Source organism: Kushneria marisflavi (genome assembly GCF_002157205.1).
Classification (GTDB): Bacteria; Pseudomonadota; Gammaproteobacteria; order Pseudomonadales; family Halomonadaceae; genus Kushneria; species Kushneria marisflavi.
On record NZ_CP021358.1, the window covers coordinates 1,935,825 to 1,954,088 of the forward strand.

The window sequence follows — 18,264 nt, forward strand, 5'->3', positions numbered from 1 at the left end:
GGATGACCCATGGCACGCAGCATGACCGCCTTCACCCGCCAGACGCTGGATGCCGACTGGGGCAGCCTTGCGCTCGAGCTTCGCTCGGTCAACCAGCGCTATCTCGACCTGCATTTTCGTCTGCCCGAGTCCCTGCGCGATCTTGAAGCGCCGTTTCGTGACAGCCTGCGTGGCGCACTCTCCCGCGGCAAGATCGAGTGCTCGCTGCGCTTTGAGCGCGCCCAGAGCGCCAGTGCCGGGCTCGATATCAACGTCGAGCATCTCGAGGTCTTGATGGAGACCCTGACGCGCCTGCGCCGGCACGCCCCGGAAGCCTCGATGCCGACGCTGCTGGAGCTTCTCGACCATCCCGGTGTCTCCCGCGGCGGCGAGATCGACATGGATGCCGTACGCGCTGCCGCGCTCAAGCTGATGTCGCAGGCACTTGATGACCTGAACGCCGGTCGCGAGCGCGAAGGCGAACAGCTCTGTGCGCTGATCCGCGAACGCCTCACCGGCATTCGTGCCCAGGTTGAAGAGGTCCGCGCTCACCTGCCGTCCGTACTGGAACGTCAGCGCCGTCAGACTCTGGAGCGTCTGGAGACCGTGAAGGCCGAACTCGATCCGGCCCGGCTGGAAGCGGAAATGGCACTGATGGCGCAAAAGGCCGATGTCGCCGAAGAACTCGACCGGCTGGAAACCCACGTCAATGAAGTCGAACGTCAGCTGAGTCAAAAGGGCCCCATCGGGCGCCGCCTGGACTTTTTGATGCAGGAGCTCAACCGCGAGGCCAACACGCTCTCGTCCAAGGCCGCGGTCACCGACACCACCCGCTGTGCGGTGGAGCTCAAGGTGCTGATCGAGCAGATGCGCGAGCAAATTCAAAATATCGAGTAAAGTCTATAAAAAGCCACATCAATACATATATCCATTGTTTTTAAAGAATTTTTATCGAAATACGGTCCACTGACGTCCATCAAAATCTGTCAAAATCCACATCCTTTTGGGTAGTAAAGTGGGGAGTAAACTCGTTGCCTCCCCACTTTTTGCCGTTTATCATCGAAAGTACTCCCCACCGCCTGCCGATTCTGTAACGTTCACAGTGAGTTAGCTGCCCACTCCTCGAGTGGAGCAGGCATAGGCAGACGCTCTGTTGTGGCAGGGCTGGATTGTTCGGAGTATCCGGAGAAACCGTTCTCCATCCGTTTTCACTCAGAAGAGAAAAGAGCCATGGGAAGCCTCAATGCCAGAAAGGTGCAGGCCCTTATCAAGGGAGGAGAAGCCGGGCGTTACAGCGACGGTGATGGCCTGTACCTCATGGTGCCGCAAAAGGGCACTCCATACTGGATGTTGAGGTACACGCTATCGGGTAAACGCCGGGAGATGACGCTGGGCAAACATGCTCATCTCTCTCTTGCAGAAGCCCGAGTCAGAGCTCAGGACCATCAGAAGCTGGTTCAGGATGGCATTGACCCCATTGAGGCACGCAAGCAGGAACAGCAGGTGTCGATAAGAACCGTCGACGACCTGTTTGCAGACTGGTATCCGGATCTCGAGAAGCGTCTCAAGCATCCCAGAATCCCATACCGTATTTATCACAAGGAAGTGGCCCCCAGCTTGGGCAAACGAGAGCTGGATACCGTGACGCCCATGGAAGTAAGAGGGATCGTCAGGAAAGTGGCGCACAGCGGCCGACCAACGATCGCCAATGATACATTGATGTATCTGAAGCAGTTGTTTAACCATGCCATCAAGCTGGGGCTTATCACCTATAACCCGGCAACAGCCTTCAACGTTAATGACGCCGGCGGTGTGGAAAAAAGCCGTAGCCGAGCCCTGACCCTGGACGAGATCAACACGGCTTTCACCGTGTTTCGAGAAAACAACGCAAGCTTTAGTAGAGAGAATTATCTCGCCTGCGCGCTCTTGGTGGTACTGGGAACAAGAAAGACCGAGCTGACCGAAGCACGATGGAAAGAATTCGATCTGGCCAACAGCCAATGGACACTGCCTGGGGAGCGCAGCAAGTCCGGCATCGGCATCAGGATCCCGCTTCCCCCTCAGGCCATCGATTGGCTGGAGGAGCTCAGGATACGGGCCTGCGGCTCGGAGTTTGTATTCCCCAGCCGACGGGGTAACAGATCTCCTCATATGGGCAAGGACACGCTGAATCGTGCTATCGCCAAGCTGTTTGGCAGCGAGCCCGGCAAGAAGCAACAGCCAGACAATCGAATGGGCGATCTGGAACCTTTCACCGTGCATGATCTACGTCGTACCTGCCGAAGCCTGCTGGCTGCCACAGGCACCCCGGCACATGTGGCAGAGCGCTGCCTGAACCACAAGATCAAGGGCGTTGAAGGCATCTATGACCGATACGATTATTTTCAGGAGCGAAAGATCGCTCATCAAAAAGTGTCTGACTTAGTCTCTCTAAAATAAAGTAAATACATCTTTTTAAAAAATCTACTTTGATAACAAATAAAGTAAACGATCACTCGCTTGTCAGATATCAGAAATTTGACTCCGATAGGTTTTTGTTATCATGCTTTCGATAACAACGCTTATCCTCTCTCCCCTTTGCTCTGAAATAGAATCGAGCATTGCTTTCGCCTCATGACTTATATAAGTGTTCAGTGAAGACCGTCCTTCCTGTTTCCTTCTGTAAATCTGCTGATCCCAAGCTTTTTTGAATTTTGTCGAGAAAAGCAGCGCTCCATCCCACGAGGGAAATCCATCTATTATCGCCTGCGAAAAAAAGCACAGGTCACGACTATTATTTGGCTTAAAAAAGCCACAGGGATAACCTTTTTTACCCAAATATCCCCAAGCCCAATGACATTGCTCTTCATCTTTCTCATTAAGTCACTTAAGCGTTAAATTTCTTAGATACGTTTCAGACCACGCATTTTCGAGCCAACCCAGTAAATTTCTTTTCACCCAAGAATTAGCAACCCAATTATCAAAAAAATCTCGCACTTCTTGATTTGCCTTTCTCAAAGGACCAAGGCCATTGGCGCCAGCAATAAAATCGAAGTATCCAAAACCTTCGGGAACTGCTGGTATAAATTCAAAATTACTCATCACAGCAATATCTTGAAAACTTGCCATCTTTAACCTTAGCCATGCAAAAAGTGCAGCGCGCTTATGCTTTAACCACAAGAATTCGTGATCAGCAAGAGGAACTTCTTGGACTTCTACTTCGAACATCGTGTTGTTTAAAACATTGTTCAAGACATATCTCCCAACCAAGAAAACTCAGGAACTACGTAACCTTGCCGTAGTGTTATCGACTAGTTTTCAACGATCTTTAGAATTATTTGTGCAAGGAATACGTAAAATCTTGGTATCTACATATCTCTATAAATTTTTAAAATCAAAAGCTTACGTTTTTAAATTGGCTTTTTTCGCTATCCAAATGCAGTAACGCAAGGATTGGGCTTGGTATCTGATCTGTATCAATTCTTCCGCTCACTGAGATTCTGATTCTGGGATCCCTGAATGCAGAGCGCTCGAAATCGACAGGCTCAGCTGGAGAAAAATCTTTTCTGCTTAAAACTAGACGTTCTTCGGTATTTTTATACACACAAGACAAATCTCATGAGACGAATATGGAGCTTCGCATCATGAGATTACTCAAACTGAAAGACGTGATGTTTGCAACGGGCCTAGCGCGTTCTACCGTTTATAAATACATAGCTGAAAACAACTTTCCTAAGCCGGTGTCCTTGGGCGAACGAAACGTCGCTTGGGTGGAAGATGAAATCAACAACTGGATTGCGATCAAAATAAAAGAAAGAGACGAGGCTGCTACTGCAGCATGAGGCTTCTGAAAAATTTTTGTAACATCGCTTTTTGGCCCTATATATCAAAACAATTTTTTATCGTCCGCGACCACGGCTCACAAATGTATAAAACGCAACAGGGGTATTTCCATGCAGTTACCTCTCTAACTAGCTTCAGCAGTCAAAACTCAATCGATCGCTGTGGTAGAACCATTTCCAACACTTGAAAATTATTGAACTTACGCAAGGCGTTTCAAAAAAAGAAATGTTTTGCAAGCTACCACGACAACCCTCATAGAGAGCTGTCGTGGTATTCGTATGCTGTTGGAAGAGTGTGATAATCAGGATTGGGTACTTAGCCAAGTTCGAGACACCGCTGCAAGTCGCGTTGTTGGAAAAGTAATTATTTACTTCAAAACCGTAAAAAACGAAGATAGCCAAATTAATTAAGCTGCCATAACCTGCAATGTGCGTCTTTCCAACTCTTCATAGAAAGCTTCAACACGTTCAGCAATATTCTGGATCATTGCTTCATTCCTGTAGGCCCTTTTAACGAACAGCGGCATTCCGGGCCAGTAGCTCACGAAGTCGATCCACTCGCGTCCGCTGATCCAGAGCCCACCCTGACACTGGGCCACATGCTCCTGTGGCAACTCATCGGCAAGCAGCAGTTCGATCTGGTATTTGGGCAGTTTGGTCTTTACCTCGATGAGCCCATCGCTGCCTACTAGGCTATCCGGTGAGAAGCCGGCGCCATGGTTAAGAATGATTCCGACCTGCTCCAGCTGAGTATTGCCGGTAGCCTCGCTGTAGAGTTCCCGTGCCATGGGTTCCAGTGCATGCCCGCGCTGGGTATGAGCATTGCCTGAGAAAGCATCTGCTGACTCGCCGGTAATGCGCTCCCCGATCAGCTGGTGCATGTAGCTCAGGGCACCGGCTCCGAAACCACCCGGCCCCTTGCCCTTGACCAGTAACGTCTTGAGCTCTGACATGGTGACGATGCCCAGCCGTGCGGCATGCCACTCGGGTGTTCCCTGCTCGCAGTTGAGTATTTGCATCATGCGCTCCTGAAGGATGTGACGGCATATATGGCGAGGGCGTTAACCCTCGCGCGCCTCGTCATATGGTGGCTGTTGTGGCTGGGTGCGCTTTTGCAGTGAAGCACGCAGCCTGTCGAAATCACTCTGGGGGACCTGCTCGGCACCGCCATAGCGACCGATGAACCACTCCTGTGTGGTCGTGGGGCACCGGGCGATCAGCTGTCGAAGCTGTCCGGCCTGGAAGGAGGTGATCCGCTTGATGGGGGCAGCCGCATGGCCATCATCGTCCTGCCCCCGTGTGGTGATGTTGAGCAGCGCGCAAAGCACGTAGCGCTTGCCATAGCTGGTGGAAGATCCAAAGGCCTGCACGGCGTTCTTGTTGCCGCTTACATCGGCAGGGAGCAGCATACTGGTCTCTTCACGATGGCCGTCCCGATGCATCAGTACCCCAGTGATCTGAATGCCGCGCTCCTGCGTCTGAATGCGAAAGCTCACCGCAAAGCCATGACGCTGCAGAATGGGGCGTACCGTATCGACGATATCTTCCAGCGTGGCGTAGTGGCTGTTGTTGCCCTTGCCCCGCTCGGCAATGCTGGGCAGTTCGGTCTGCATGGCGGCCATGGCACTGCTGTAGGCCATCAGGGACTGACGATCGAGAACACGCTCCTGCATCTGCAGCAGACGCTCCATCTTGTCGATGTCCACGTCAGGATTGAGCGCTGCCCGTTCGATTACCTGAATGATGGCAGTGCTGTCGCTGCTGGATTCAGGCGGCTGCCTAGTGACGCTGTTCTGCTGAAGAATTGGCTGTGTCATGAGGATTTCTCCGGAAGGTATTCATTGATCACATCCTGCAGGTTCTCTTCTGTCACCGGGTCAAGTGTCATGGAGGCGCGGTAAAGGCAGCCTTTGGCGCAGACAAGGGTGTCGGCCTGCGTCTTGCCCTGTTCCAGCATCTGGCGCGACAGATCCGTCAGCGCCATGGAAATGGATAGAGAGATATCGATATTCATTGGAACGTTCCTTGCGACGGCAAAAAGCCCGACCAGAAAACTGGTCGGGCTTTATGCGGTTGGGTGGTGAAAACAGGCCTGGTGGTCAGGCGATCAGCTCGAGGGCGGTATCCAGAGCCCGATGTTTCAGATTGGCGCCCTGACCGAACCAGGCCGAGTCCATGCGAGTATCGTTGCTGCGGGCGCGCTTCTCGTGATCGACATACTCGGTCATGGCATTGAGAAGCCCCCAGGCCGTCTCCCTGGCCGTCGATAAGTGAGATCCACGACCTTCGCCGTGATAGAGCTGCTGCATTCGATTCATGGCACGACTGGGCTTACCGGTTGGCGTGCCCAATGGAGCATCGGTGTTGTTGAGCACCGTCTGGAAGTAACGGGTGGCCTCGTCATGGCTGATCCTGCGTTCAGCCAGTGCCTTCATGCGGTACATGAAGTCATCCCACTGCGATACCGAAATACCCAGCTGCTGCTTGACCCGCTGGGCATTGAACTCGGTGCTGTGAGGTACCCGAACCATCTGAGAAGCCCCTTCGATGGCCATGCTCAGCGTGTTGTTGCAGACCACCCGAATGGACGTAGGCGTGGCCACTGTGGCAAGCGTGCCGTCGCAGGACGTGGCCAGTAACAGATAGCCTCTGACCTCATCCCTGTTCTTGAGCGACGTGCTCAGTCCACTGCGAGCCAGTGCCCAGAACTTGCGGCCGCCCTTGAGCACGCCTGCTGTTTCCAGCTCGTACCCCGCGTATTCGGTCAGGTCACGATAGAACTCCAGCACTTCCTGTGGCTGCACCACCTTGTAGCGCTGTGACACTACCGACAGCGGCGTCTGGGTATCCGAGCGGAAAAGTACCTTTTGCTCAGGGAAGGAATGAATGCTGCCCAGATGCGACGCCGAATCGGCAATGAAGCGCACCGGCGTCTCTTCGATGTGCCAATTCATGCCGGCCTGCTGCTGCCAGACCTCCAGCGGCTGATGAGGAGACAGCTGCTGTCCCAGCCCATGCCAGGGTATGTCGCCAACGTACGCCATCTGCTCGATTTGATGTGCCATGAGAAAACTCCTTGCGGATAGTGGTATAGACGGCAAAAGGGCCCGCCATCGGTTGATGGCGGGCCCCTTGAATGAAAGAGATGGGAATGAGTCGATGTCTCCGAGGGAGACAACTATTGGGTGGATTAAATGCGAAAGGTATGGCCGCAGTCCTGACATTCGAGGTTGTCGAGCACACGCTCATCAAGCTCGCTGCCAAACCGGGCGCCGGTCACGCCACCGGCCGCCCCACCTGCCAGGGCACCGAATACGGCGCCTGTCAGCCCACCTACCGCAATGCCTACAGGCCCTGCAAAGGATCCTGCCAGTGCTCCTGCCTGTGAACCACTCCACGCCCCAGCAGCGCCGCCTGCAGAGCCCGCAACGATACCGACGCTGCCGCAGACACTACGGCCCTGGTGGCGATCAACAATCCGAGAGGAATTACAGCGTGGACACATTAATTTCATGAATACCTCCTGATTGTGGAAATCAGCTATTGAGCAAGCCAATGCTTCCCAGCTTCAGGGAGGTAGTACAGGTTTGAAATATTTTTAAATGATGAAGCCAAGCTCCATCAATACTCCCCATCTTGAAACAAGCAGAAGATCATCTCTGTTTTCAAATGTATAAGTGCAAGACACCAACCAAGAAATGTAATTCTTAACATTTTCACAAAATATAATGAAGCGAAGTGGCGGCCAGTTCGTCATTAACCCTTGTACTATTGGAAACGGAATTTTTTAATAATGCGACCATGATTCGTTTCGCCGGTTCTACCTTGCATTTTCATGTTAAGGGATAGACTTGGCCTGACGTATCCACGTGTATTACCGACGGGGAAGTATTATAGAGTTCTATAGAGTTCTAAGGATCATTAACAGACCCCACAAATTGTGCCTATTGTAGATATCCATAGAGCAAACCTAAACACTCCACATACCTTTAGAAATCATCCAAGTCTCCATCATGAAACAAGCGGTATGGAATGACTTCCAAATCGTTCCAGCAAGCAGCAATGGTTATCCCACTGCCGTTCTAGTTACTTTTCAATAAGAGCTCATAGATTCTGAGAACCATCTCCATCAATTAAAATTCTTCGCTTTAAACCTATCAATTTGTCCACGAGTATAAGCAATGTTTTCACACTGCCCTCTTCGTCACCCTAACAACGACAAACTGCGTCTCTTTTATGAAGACACCTACCGTGGCTACTCTGTCATACAATATAAGAAAAGCCCACTAATTGAAAACTTTTTGGAAAGAAGCTTTTTTACGCTTAATCTTGCCCAAGAGAAAAATCGAACCACCTTTGCTTTTCGAGTAGATTTGCACTTTCCAAAGGCCATGAAAAGATCATCTATACACAACAACAATACTGTCCTGACAAGATTCTTTCGCTTCTTCTTTTATGAGTTGAAAAAAGCTAATACCAAGTACGTACCATCACCACGTTATTTGTGGGCCCGTGAGCAAGTTGGTAGCGAAAAACCTCATTATCATCTGATGCTTTTACTTAACAAGGATGCTTACGATAGTTTAGGTGTATTTTCACCAGGTAAAGATGGCACATACTCACGCCAGAACCTCTATCACCGCATGATGCGTTCATGGCTGAAAGCCATGAACTTTGCGGCTGATGAATCATGCTTTAAACAGTTGATCAATGTCAGCAAAGACCACTTAACCGGACGCCCTTGGTCAAGCATATTGAATATTGAAAACTGGTACGCAATGAATGATGCGATGTACATGGCTAGCTATCTTTGTAAGACCTATAGCAAAATCATTAATCAAAGCACTCATGTCTTTGATTCAAGTCGTCGCTGAGCAATAGATAAATTTTTATTACCAGGTCATGAAAGATTTTGTACCGATTTTTCAAATCGGCTCATCAAAGCGTAACAATCAATTTTCACAAAAATGCAGTACAATGCTTCCTATAGCTGCTAATCCTGCTAAATTTAGCGTTTCTAGCAGCTACATGGAAAATAGAATGTATTCACTTGACGACGCTTCACCTGCTTGTAGCTTGGTTTTGCCAGAGAGAACCGACGAATGGCCAAGCTATCTGGAGGGCAGTCTCTTTCAGTCTGCCGTAATCGAAGGCTCTTCCCGACTCCAAGTCCCGCCCTCCATGGTTATTGCCACTGCTCTTGGAGCCATGTCAGCTGCCTGCCAAGCATTAATTGATATCAAACAGCCTGTAGGCCATCACGTTCAGGCATCACTCATGCTGCTGACCATTGCTGATTCTGGAGAGCGAAAAACCACTGTCGAAAAACGTTTTTTCAAAGCGCTCCGGGATTGGCAACGCATCATGCAGGATAAGGCCGAAAAAGATGAAGACCGCTATATATACGAAGAGGAAATTTGGAAACTGGAAGATAAAACTTTAAAAACAGAGTTTAAAAAGCTAATAAAAAACAATCTTCCTAACGAAGAGCTTAAAGAGAAGATCGAAAATCATCGTCATAACCGACCTTACCGCTTACCATATAAAAGGCTACTTTATGATGACACAACACCTCAAGCGCTTATTCAGTTAATGCATCGTCACTCATCCAATGCCTGCTTGGTAAGCAGTGAAGCGAACAGCATATTCAGTGGCCATGCATTGAGAGAGATACACCATCTTAATACAATGTGGGACGGTAACGACATTATTGTTGATCGTGTTTCTACATCAAGTATTTTTTTGAGAAACCCTCGCCTTACACTTGCTCTAATGACTCAACCAAGCGTCGTTGATCGCTTTCTAAACAAAAGAGGAGACGAGGCACGGGGCATGGGTTTTCTGGCGCGATTTCTCGTAGTCAAGCCACAGAAAATGTCAGGTAATAGAACTATTGAACCTATTGGCCATTTGCCCCATATCGATAAATTTAATCGCCGCATTAAAGAGATTCTTGAACAAACTCAAGACATAGATTCGAAACAACATACCATCGAGTATACAGCTGATGCAGCAGAGCTTTGGAAAAAATATAGTCAAAAGATTGAGAAAGAAATGTCTCCGGATAGGTTATATAGCCACCATCCAGAACATGCCTCAAAGCTAATGGATAACGTTAGCCGTGTAGCTGCTATTCTTCATACCTTTGAAGGTAAAGAAAAATCCATTTCATTGGAAACACTGAAATTTTCTTACAAACTTTGCCTGCGCTACTCACGCGAGTTTATAGATCATCTGGCAGGCGAGCCTACCATTGTTACCCATGCTAACCTGCTAGTTAATTTCTTGCTGGACTTAATCGACAAAGAAAATAAACCTAATCGAACGAACGAAAAGATCCATGGCTTAACTTTAAAGCATGGTAGATATATAGAATTTTCGCCTTCTATTATTAAGCAACATGGCCCCAACCCATTACGCAATAATGCTAATCGCGACGCAGCCATGGCTCTTCTTACTAGGATGGGTCACTTGGTGCAGAATGGAAACCGTTACCGATTCAGCGAAACGATATTAGGTCATCAATCTCCTAATGTTAAAAATGGAGAAGCATATTTCCTTAACTCACTTCCTTTATATAGCCATCAACACTACTACTGCCCTTCTCGGAGCACATACTTAAATCAACATCGGTATATGATCATTATTGCAAAAGATTATGATAAGGAATAAAACGGATTTGCGTTTATAAACTTAGGCTCTGCCTAAAAGGTATGATTGTTATACTTCCCTGTTTATTGAATACGAGACCGCTATGGCAGGCCATTGCGAGCTTTCCGACTGTGCTGGCAAATGATTAAGGTTATCGTTTCTCCACTATAGGCCATGGAGCGCCCTTGTAGAGATGGCCTGCCTCGAAAGCGTGACCGCTAAATTGTGGCGGACAAGAAATACGATAGCAGTGACCTGAGGCGCTACTGCATGCGTCATGGCATGCCTCCAGTCATTCCTCGACACCGTATGTGTCGCCGTTCATGACCGGGCTTTGCGCATCAGTTCAACCGATCCAAATACAGTCAGCGTAATGTGGTAGAGCGGCTGTTCGGCTGGCTCAAGGAGAAGCGCCGATTGAATATCCGTTATTACAAGCTAACCAGCAGCTTCAGAGCCATGGTGACACTGGCTTGGATCGAGCGCTGCATGAGAGCCGACTTTTTAGACAGAACCTAGTTGTTTGGTACCAGAGTGTAAGGGGCTATTCTACAAGCCACTGTCAGATGAGGATCCATGGCTCAGATACTTCACCAACGCGCCACGACCACTCACGCTATCAGAGCAGAGATACAGCGATCGACAGCTTCGGTCGCGGAGTTGAGTTGGCGCTACAACCTCAACCCAAAAACCGTGCGCAAGTGGCGCCAGCGGGCGTCGATCGAGGACGACAGGATGGGGTCAAAGGCTTCGCGCTCATCGTCCCTGACACCAATAAAGGAAGCCGCTGCCGTCACCTTTCTGCGAACCACTCATCTTACCACTGGATGACTGCCTGTTCACGCTGCAGCGCTTTATCCCACACCTGGTCCTCTCCAGCCTGCACCGCCTTTATCAGCGGCACGGCATCAGCCAGCTGCCGTGGAAAACTTCGTCATCGGCTAAGGGGTAGGCATTCAGACAATATCCGATCAGCTGTCTGCATCTCGATGTCTGTGACGTTCGCCCCGGCTAAGGCTGGGCATACCTATTCGTGGGCGTTGATCGTACCCCGAAATTTTTCCATGCCCGGCTTTATCGGAAGGCCAATCGCGATCAGGCCGCCGCCTTTCTTGAAGATGTCGTGCAACAACTGCCTTACCGGGTGCATACGGTGTTGACCGACAATGGCGTGCAGTTCGCCAAAAGCCGCGGCACCGAGGCTTATAAACCCCATCGATTCGATGTGATCTGCCGTAAGCATGGTACCGAGCATCGCCTGACCCGCCTCTTCCACCCCTAGACCAATGGTCAGGTCGAACGGATGAACCAGACCCTCAAAAATGCCACGACCCGCAGTTTTCATTAGCCACGCCGGAAGAGCTTGTTGCGCATCTGAGGGATTATCTGTGAGCCTATAATATTGCCAGGTCGCTACGCTCTCTGAAAGGCAAAATGCCCATCGGATTTATTCTGGAAAGATGGCAGAATGACTCGGACAAGTTCTATCATGATCCGAACCATTACTTCCCAAGATCAAGCACCTAGCGATCAAGCACGACCGTGCGGCCTGAATAGAGAAACACGCGGCGCTCGAGGTGATAGCCGATCGCGCGTGACAGCGTCAGGCACTCGATATCACGCCCCTTTGCCACCAGATCTTCCGGATAGTGGGCATGGTCGACCGCTTCGACACCCTGAGCAATGATGGGGCCTTCATCAAGGTCGTTGTTGATGTAGTGCGCCGTGGCACCCACCAGTTTGACGCCCTTCTCGTAGGCCTGATGGTAGGGTCTGGCACCCTTGAAACCGGGCAGCAGGGAATGGTGGATGTTGATGGCGCGTCCGGCCAGCACATCACACATGTTGGCCGACAGCACCTGCATGTAACGCGCCAGAATCACCAGCTCGGCGCCGGTCTGCTCGACAATCTGAAGGATCTCGCGCTCCTGCTGCTCGCGGGTCTCCGGCGTGACCGGCAGATGATACCAGGGCAGGCCGTGCCACTGGGCCAGCGGCTCCAGATCAGGATGATTGGAGACGACCGCGCAGATCTCCATCGGCAGCTGATGGGTGCGATAGCGATACAGCAGATCGTTCAGGCAATGGTCGGCCTTTGAGACCATGATCACGACTCTGGTGCGCTTGTTCGGCGGTGTCAGTTCAAACGACATGTCGAATTCCCGCGCACGCTCACCGAAATCCCTTTCAAAGGCCTCGACACTGAAGTCGTTTTCCAGCGGGCGAAACTCGGCGCGGATGAAAAACCCTTCGTTCAATCGGTCATCAAAGGAGTTGAGCTCCGTAATGTAGCAGCGCTGCTCCTTGAGAAAGCGCGTGACGACATCCACGGTGCCCAAAAGGCTGGGGCACTGCGCCGCAAGGATCCAGGTATCGGCGGTTCGGGTCATGACGTTTCTCTTTTAATTGTCTATAAAGCGCCGGAAAAAAGGCCGGAGGCGCGTGCCTCCGGCCCTTCGGAATCTACCGCGTGACGCTGACGCCATACTCCTGTGCGGCGTCCAGCAGCCAGCGATAGCAGTAGTCGGCGAAGCTTCGACGGATGACCAGCTCCCAGCCATCCTTTGCAGGCCGACGCAGGATGACGGTTGCCTTGGCAAACACCGTGGAAACCCCCTTGCCGACCGGAAACGCCTCTGAGTGCACATCGTAGGAAATGGATTTCATCAATACATCACGCGAGTTTTTCCCCTTCAGCGACAGGACGGTCTGACCGCCGCTGACGTTGACGATGCTGAAATGGGCCTGTCCCAGCGACTGGCGCAGCTTCTGCTCCAGCGCAAACTCCTCACCGCCGGGCACGATCACCAGCCACTCATCGGGCGACAGCCACTGGATCGAGCGCTCACCGCTGTCATCGGTAACCAGCGCCAGCGGCCGCGCCGGCAGAGCCATATTCATCACCTCGCGCACCGCCTCATCCATGACGATGGCGCCGCCGCGCAGGATCAGATGTCCCAGAAAGGGCTTCTCACTCAGGATGATGCCCGGGTTCGAAGCGTGCGGCAGCGATTTCTGCTCGTGCAGCGACCAGGCCAGCGGTGACTCCGCCTTCGAATCGTCGGCCGGACGGGTCTCGAATTCCTTGACGTCAGACATTCTGGCGCTCTCCCTTGGGATCGATAAAGATGGTGCTGACGACTTCGGCCTCATGGGTCCTGCCAGCGGACATGGGCAGATAGACGGTCTCGCCCATGCGCTCGCGCCCGTTTTTCAGCACGGCCAGCGCAAAGCTGCCTTCAAGCGACGGGCTGTAATAGCTCGAGGTGACGTGTCCCATCATGGTCATGGGGATCGACTCGTTGGGATCGAGCACGATCTGGGCGCCCTCTTCCAGCACGACGCTCGGGTCCTTCGGCTTGAGGCCGACCAGCTGCTTGCGGTCACCGCGCATGGTGTCCGGGCGGCTCAGGGCACGCTTGCCGATCCAGTGGAACGGCTTGTCGTAACCGATCGCCCAGTGCATGCCCAGATCTTCCGGAGTCACCGAGCCGTCAGTGTCCTGACCCACGATGATCAGGCCCTTCTCGGCGCGCAGGACGTGCATCGTTTCCGTACCGTAGGGCGTCAGGTTGTACTTCTCGCCGTGCTCGAACAGGGTCTTCCAGACCTGCATGGCATAGTTGGCCTGGACGTTGATCTCATAGGCCAGCTCCCCGGTGAACGAGATACGGAAGACGCGGGCCGGCACACCGGCGACGTTGCCTTCCTTCCAGTCCATGAACTTGAACTTTTCGCGATCAAGATCGATGTCGGTGACTTCCGACATCAGCTTGCGCGCGTCCGGCCCGGTCACGGTCATGGTGGCCCAGTGGTCGGTGACCGAGTTGAAGTAGACCTGCAGCTCCGGCCATTCGGTCTGGTGCCAGAGTTCCAGCCACTCCAGTACGCCCGCGGCCCCACCTGTAGTGGTGGTCATCAGGAAGTGGTTATCGCCCAGGCAGCTGGTGGTACCGTCGTCCATCAGCATGCCGTCGTCCTTGCACATCAGGCCGTAACGAACGCGGCCCGGCGCCAGTTTGGCCCACTTGTTGGTGTAGACACGCCCCAGGAATTCACGGGCATCCGGACCCTGAATGTCGATCTTGCCCAGCGTCGAGGCGTCCAGAATGCCAACGCCTTCACGCACGGCGAGACACTCACGGGCCACGGCGTCATGCATGCTCTCCTTCTTGCCGTTGGCGCTGCGCGGGAAGTACCAGGGGCGCTTCCAGAGGCCCACGTCCTCGAACTCGGCACCGTGCTCGACGTGCCACTGGTGCAGCGCGGTATAGCGTTTGGGATCGAAGAGCTCGTCGCAGTGACGGCCCACGATGGCACCAAAGGTGATCGGCGTGTAGTTGGGACGAAAGACCGTGGTGCCCACTTCAGGAATCGAGCGACCCAGGCAGCGTGCCGCAATGGCCATGCCGTTGATGTTGCCCAGCTTGCCCTGATCGGTACCAAAGCCCAGCGCGGTATAGCGCTTGACGTGCTCGATGGACTCGAAGCCTTCTCGTGTGGCGAGTTCGATGGCCGAGGCCGTAACATCGTTTTGCATGTCCACGAACTGCTTGGGGGCCCGCGCGCCCTTTTTCTCGTGCGGCACCTGATACAGGGCACAGGCCGGCGCTTCGCGGCGCGCTCTGGCTTCCGGCAGATTGATCTCTTCGGCGTCGTCAAAGCCGCTGTCGATGGCGGCCTGACGTCCGGCACGGGCGCCATCGGCCAGCGTCTCACCCAGCGCGTAGTGGCCTGCCACGCCACCGGCGGCCAGCATGCCCTTGACCTCGCCGGGCACAAAGCCCAGCAGCTTGTCATCCCACTGTGGGCGCGTACCGGTGTGCGACGACAGGTGAACGACCGGGCTGTAGCCGCCGGAGCTGGCGATGGTGTCGCACTCCAGATCCTCGATACGACCGGTGATCACGAAATGATCCAGATCAACCGCTGATACGCGGGCACCGCTGACGCGCTGCGTGCCCTTCGCCTCGATCACGGCACTGCCGGTGATGACGCGAATGCCGCTGTCACGGGCCTGGCGCACCAGATCACCGTCGGGATTGGAACGTGCATCCACGATGGCCACGACCTTGCGACCCGCTTCCTGCCAGTCCAGTGCCGCACGATAGGCGTGATCGTTGCTGGTGGTGAGTACCAGGCTGTTGCCGGGGATGACGCCGTAGCGACGGATGTAGGTCGACACGGCGCCGGCGACCATGTTGCCGGGCAGGTCGTTGTTGGCATAGACCACCGGGCGCTCATGAGTGCCGCTGGCCAGCACCACCCGCGTGGCACGCACGCGGTGCAGACGGGCACGCGACTGCCCCGGAAAGCCGGCATCAGCAGCAGTGTCGGCCAGATGTTCGGTACGACGCTCGTGCAGCGTGACGAAGTTGTGATCGTGATAACCGTTGGCGGTCGTGCGCGGCAGCAGCGTGACGGTCTCCATGGACGCGAGCTCACTGAGTGTCTGCTCGATCCAGGAGACGGGAGAGACGCCATTCAGCGTTTCGCGGCTGTCCAGCAGCGAGCCGCCCATCTCTTCCTGCTCATCGCACAGCATGACACGGGCACCGCCGCGTGCGGCGCTCAGCGCGGCGGCCAGACCGGCAGGGCCGGCGCCGATGACCAGCACATCACAGTGATGATGCATGTGGTCATAGATGTCCGGATCGGATTCGGTCGGGGCACGGCCCAGACCGGCCCCCATGCGGATGTACTTCTCGTAGGTCATCCACATCGAGGCCGGTGACATGAAGGTCTTGTAGTAGAAGCCCGGCGGCATGAAGTTGCCGCCCAGCTTGCCGACCCAGCTCATCACGTCACGCTGGACATTGGGCCAGCCGTTGGTGCTGCGCGCGACCAGACCGTCATAGAGCGCCTGCTGCGTGGCGCGCACATTGGGCACCTGGGTATCCTTGCGCGCACCCAGCTGCACCAGGGCATTGGGTTCTTCGGCGCCAGCAGCCACGATGCCGCGGGCACGGGAATACTTGAAGCTGCGATTGACGATATCCACGCCATTGGCCAGCAGGGCAGAAGCCAGGGTATCCCCGGCATAGCCCTGATAGCGCTGACCATTGAAGGTGAACTCGAGACCGTGCGAGCGATCGATACGCCCGCCTGCCGAAAGTCGATTGCTCTGGGTCATGACGAGGTCTCCTCGTTGAGCGCCTTGTTCTCGGGCCGGGCACCGACGGTCTGCCAGCCGCCATCGGCCACCTGAGCCCCCTGCTCGTGACGAATCTCGGGGCTATCCGCCGTAATGGTCGGCTGCTCGCCCATCGGATAGGTCTCGAGGATCTCGTAGGTCACCGTGTTACGGGTGATATTGAAAAACTTGCGACAGCCCACCGAGTGCACCCACATTTCGTGGTGAATGCCGCGCGGGTTATCGCGGAAAAACAGGTAGTCGCCCCACTCTTCATCGCTGGTATTTTCCGGATCTTCCGGGCGCAAGAGGTGGGCCTGACCGCGGGGATGAAACTCCTCTTCCTCGCGGTGCTCCTTGCAGTAGGGGCAAAAGATATAAAACATGTCGGGCTCTCCTCAGTGCGCCACGCCGGCAGCGCCGTGTTCATCGATCAATGCACCGGTATGGAAACGGTCGATGGAAAAGGGCGCAGCGATGGGGTGCATTTCGCCTTTCGCCAGACTGGCCGCAAACACGTGTCCCGAACCGGGGGTGGCCTTGAAGCCGCCGGTGCCCCAGCCGCAGTTGAAATACAGCCCCTTGACCTTCGTCTTGGACAGAATCGGACAGGCATCCGGGCAGGTATCCACGATGCCGCCCCACTGACGGTTCATGCGCACCCGCGAGAACATCGGGAACATCTCGACGATCGCCTGCAGGGTGTGCTCGATGGTGGGGTAGCTGCCGCGCTGACCGTAACCGAGATAGCCGTCGATGCCGGCACCGATGACCAGATCGCCCTTGTCGGACTGGCTCACGTAGCCATGAACGTGGTTGGACATGGTGACCGTATTGAGGATCGGCTTGAGCGGCTCGGAGACCAGTGCCTGCAGCGGATGCGACTCCAGCGGCAGCTTGATGCCGGCCATCTTCGCCAACACACCCGAGTTGCCGGCCGCCACACAGCCGACCGTATGGGCTTCGATGTCGCCACGGTTGGTGTGGACCCCCAGCACCTTGCCATCACGAATCTTGAAGCCGGTCACTTCGGTGTTCTGCAACAGATCCACGCCATGCGAGTCGGCGCCGCGGGCAAAGCCCCAGGCGACCGCATCGTGACGCGCCACGCCGGCACTTTTCTGCCAGGAAGCGCCCATGATCGGATAGCGTGCCCGATTGGAGATGTCGAGCTCGGGCTCGATCTCCTTGACCTGCTGCGGCGTGACGACCTCGCTGTCGATGCCGTTGAGACGGTTGGCATTGACGCGGCGCTGGATGTCACGCATGTCCTGCAGGGTATGCCCGAGGTTAAGCACGCCGCGCTGGGAGAACATCACGTTGTAGTTGAGATCCTGTGACAGGCCCTTCCACAGATCCAGCGAGTGGTTGTACAGCCGCCCCGCTTCGTCCCACAGATAGTTGGAGCGCACGATGGTGGTGTTACGAGCGGTGTTGCCACCGCCCAGCCAGCCCTTTTCAACCACGGCGACGTTTCTGACGCCGAATTCCTTGGCCAGATAATAGGCCGTGGCCAGCCCGTGGCCGCCGCCACCGACGATAATGACGTCGTACTGCTTCTTGGGTTCCGGGTTGCGCCACTGACGCTCCCAGTTTTCGTGATGACCGAACGCGTGTTTAACCAGACCGAAGCCGGAATAACGTTGCATGAGCTTTCTCCTTGTCGGCCCCGATGGAGCC

Annotated in this window: 17 protein-coding genes and 1 pseudogene; 7 read left to right on the forward strand and 11 right to left on the reverse strand. The window is 54.1% G+C overall.

Features of this window, described 5'->3' with window-relative positions:
- The first annotated feature begins 9 nt into the window (after nt 1-9).
- Entirely contained in the window at nt 10-876 is an 867-nt protein-coding gene (locus tag B9H00_RS08845; protein ID WP_086900354.1) for a YicC/YloC family endoribonuclease, read from the forward strand.
- 333 nt (nt 877-1,209) lie between these two features.
- Nucleotides 1,210-2,418: a tyrosine-type recombinase/integrase gene (locus tag B9H00_RS08850; RefSeq protein WP_086621275.1), complete on the forward strand. Its 1,209-nt coding sequence runs from the start codon at nt 1,210-1,212 to the stop codon at nt 2,416-2,418.
- A gap of 423 nt (nt 2,419-2,841) precedes the next feature.
- Here the strand turns inward: B9H00_RS08850 and B9H00_RS16785 are convergent, their stop codons facing one another.
- The gene (locus B9H00_RS16785) at nt 2,842-3,210 is read right to left on the reverse strand and encodes a hypothetical protein (protein ID WP_147376556.1); all 369 of its coding nucleotides are present in this window, start codon (nt 3,208-3,210) and stop codon (nt 2,842-2,844) included.
- Between the two features lie 392 nt (nt 3,211-3,602).
- On the opposite strand from B9H00_RS16785, the gene B9H00_RS08855 reads away from it, so the two are divergent.
- A complete protein-coding gene (locus B9H00_RS08855) occupies nt 3,603-3,800 on the forward strand; it encodes an AlpA family transcriptional regulator (RefSeq protein WP_086901796.1) in 198 nt (65 codons plus the stop codon).
- Nucleotides 3,801-4,207: 407 nt separating this feature from the next.
- On the opposite strand, the gene B9H00_RS08860 is transcribed toward B9H00_RS08855, so the two are convergent.
- The 5 genes from B9H00_RS08860 to B9H00_RS08880 form a co-directional block, all read right to left on the reverse strand.
- On the reverse strand, nt 4,208-4,819 hold the full coding sequence (locus tag B9H00_RS08860; RefSeq protein WP_086900355.1) for a lambda exonuclease family protein: 612 nt from the start codon (nt 4,817-4,819) through the stop codon (nt 4,208-4,210).
- Nucleotides 4,820-4,861: 42 nt separating this feature from the next.
- A complete protein-coding gene (locus tag B9H00_RS08865; protein ID WP_086900356.1) occupies nt 4,862-5,617 on the reverse strand; it encodes an ERF family protein in 756 nt (251 codons plus the stop codon).
- Nucleotides 5,614-5,814 (reverse strand): hypothetical protein, encoded by a 201-nt coding sequence (locus B9H00_RS08870; protein ID WP_086900357.1) that lies wholly within the window; start codon nt 5,812-5,814, stop codon nt 5,614-5,616. Before B9H00_RS08870 ends, B9H00_RS08865 begins: the two co-directional genes overlap by 4 nt.
- A gap of 85 nt (nt 5,815-5,899) precedes the next feature.
- On the reverse strand, nt 5,900-6,865 hold the full coding sequence (locus B9H00_RS08875) for a DUF932 domain-containing protein (RefSeq protein WP_086900358.1): 966 nt from the start codon (nt 6,863-6,865) through the stop codon (nt 5,900-5,902).
- Between the two features lie 125 nt (nt 6,866-6,990).
- A complete protein-coding gene (locus tag B9H00_RS08880; RefSeq protein ID WP_086900359.1) occupies nt 6,991-7,314 on the reverse strand; it encodes a hypothetical protein in 324 nt (107 codons plus the stop codon).
- Between the two features lie 667 nt (nt 7,315-7,981).
- On the opposite strand from B9H00_RS08880, the gene B9H00_RS08885 reads away from it, so the two are divergent.
- The 4 genes and pseudogenes from B9H00_RS08885 (at nt 7,982) to B9H00_RS08900 (ending at nt 11,978) form a co-directional block, all read left to right on the forward strand.
- Nucleotides 7,982-8,674, forward strand: coding sequence for a YagK/YfjJ domain-containing protein (locus tag B9H00_RS08885; RefSeq protein WP_086900360.1), 693 nt, complete (start codon nt 7,982-7,984; stop codon nt 8,672-8,674).
- Between the two features lie 28 nt (nt 8,675-8,702).
- Nucleotides 8,703-10,472, forward strand: a complete 1,770-nt coding sequence (locus B9H00_RS08890) for a YfjI family protein (RefSeq protein WP_086900361.1) — start codon at nt 8,703-8,705, stop codon at nt 10,470-10,472.
- Between the two features lie 354 nt (nt 10,473-10,826).
- Nucleotides 10,827-10,970: a transposase gene (locus B9H00_RS17210; RefSeq protein WP_086621274.1), complete on the forward strand. Its 144-nt coding sequence runs from the start codon at nt 10,827-10,829 to the stop codon at nt 10,968-10,970.
- A gap of 57 nt (nt 10,971-11,027) precedes the next feature.
- Nucleotides 11,028-11,978, forward strand: a pseudogene (locus B9H00_RS08900) (DDE-type integrase/transposase/recombinase).
- Here B9H00_RS08900 and purU read toward each other — a convergent pair.
- The 5 genes from purU to B9H00_RS08925 all read right to left on the reverse strand — a co-directional run bounded on the left by purU (nt 11,975) and on the right by B9H00_RS08925 (nt 18,233).
- Nucleotides 11,975-12,841, reverse strand: coding sequence for a formyltetrahydrofolate deformylase (gene purU, locus B9H00_RS08905; protein WP_086900362.1), 867 nt, complete (start codon nt 12,839-12,841; stop codon nt 11,975-11,977). The pseudogene B9H00_RS08900 and the gene purU sit on opposite strands and share 4 nt — an antisense overlap.
- Nucleotides 12,842-12,914: 73 nt before the next feature.
- Complete coding sequence (locus tag B9H00_RS16885; protein WP_086900363.1) at nt 12,915-13,550, reverse strand: sarcosine oxidase subunit gamma; 636 nt, start codon at nt 13,548-13,550, stop codon at nt 12,915-12,917.
- Nucleotides 13,543-16,584, reverse strand: coding sequence for a sarcosine oxidase subunit alpha family protein (locus B9H00_RS08915; RefSeq protein ID WP_086900364.1), 3,042 nt, complete (start codon nt 16,582-16,584; stop codon nt 13,543-13,545). The genes B9H00_RS16885 and B9H00_RS08915 overlap by 8 nt, the downstream gene beginning before the upstream one ends.
- Entirely contained in the window at nt 16,581-16,970 is a 390-nt protein-coding gene (locus B9H00_RS08920; protein ID WP_086621270.1) for a sarcosine oxidase subunit delta, read from the reverse strand. Before B9H00_RS08920 ends, B9H00_RS08915 begins: the two co-directional genes overlap by 4 nt.
- A 12-nt stretch (nt 16,971-16,982) precedes the next feature.
- Nucleotides 16,983-18,233 (reverse strand): sarcosine oxidase subunit beta family protein, encoded by a 1,251-nt coding sequence (locus tag B9H00_RS08925; protein ID WP_086900365.1) that lies wholly within the window; start codon nt 18,231-18,233, stop codon nt 16,983-16,985.
- Nucleotides 18,234-18,264: the final 31 nt, after the last annotated feature.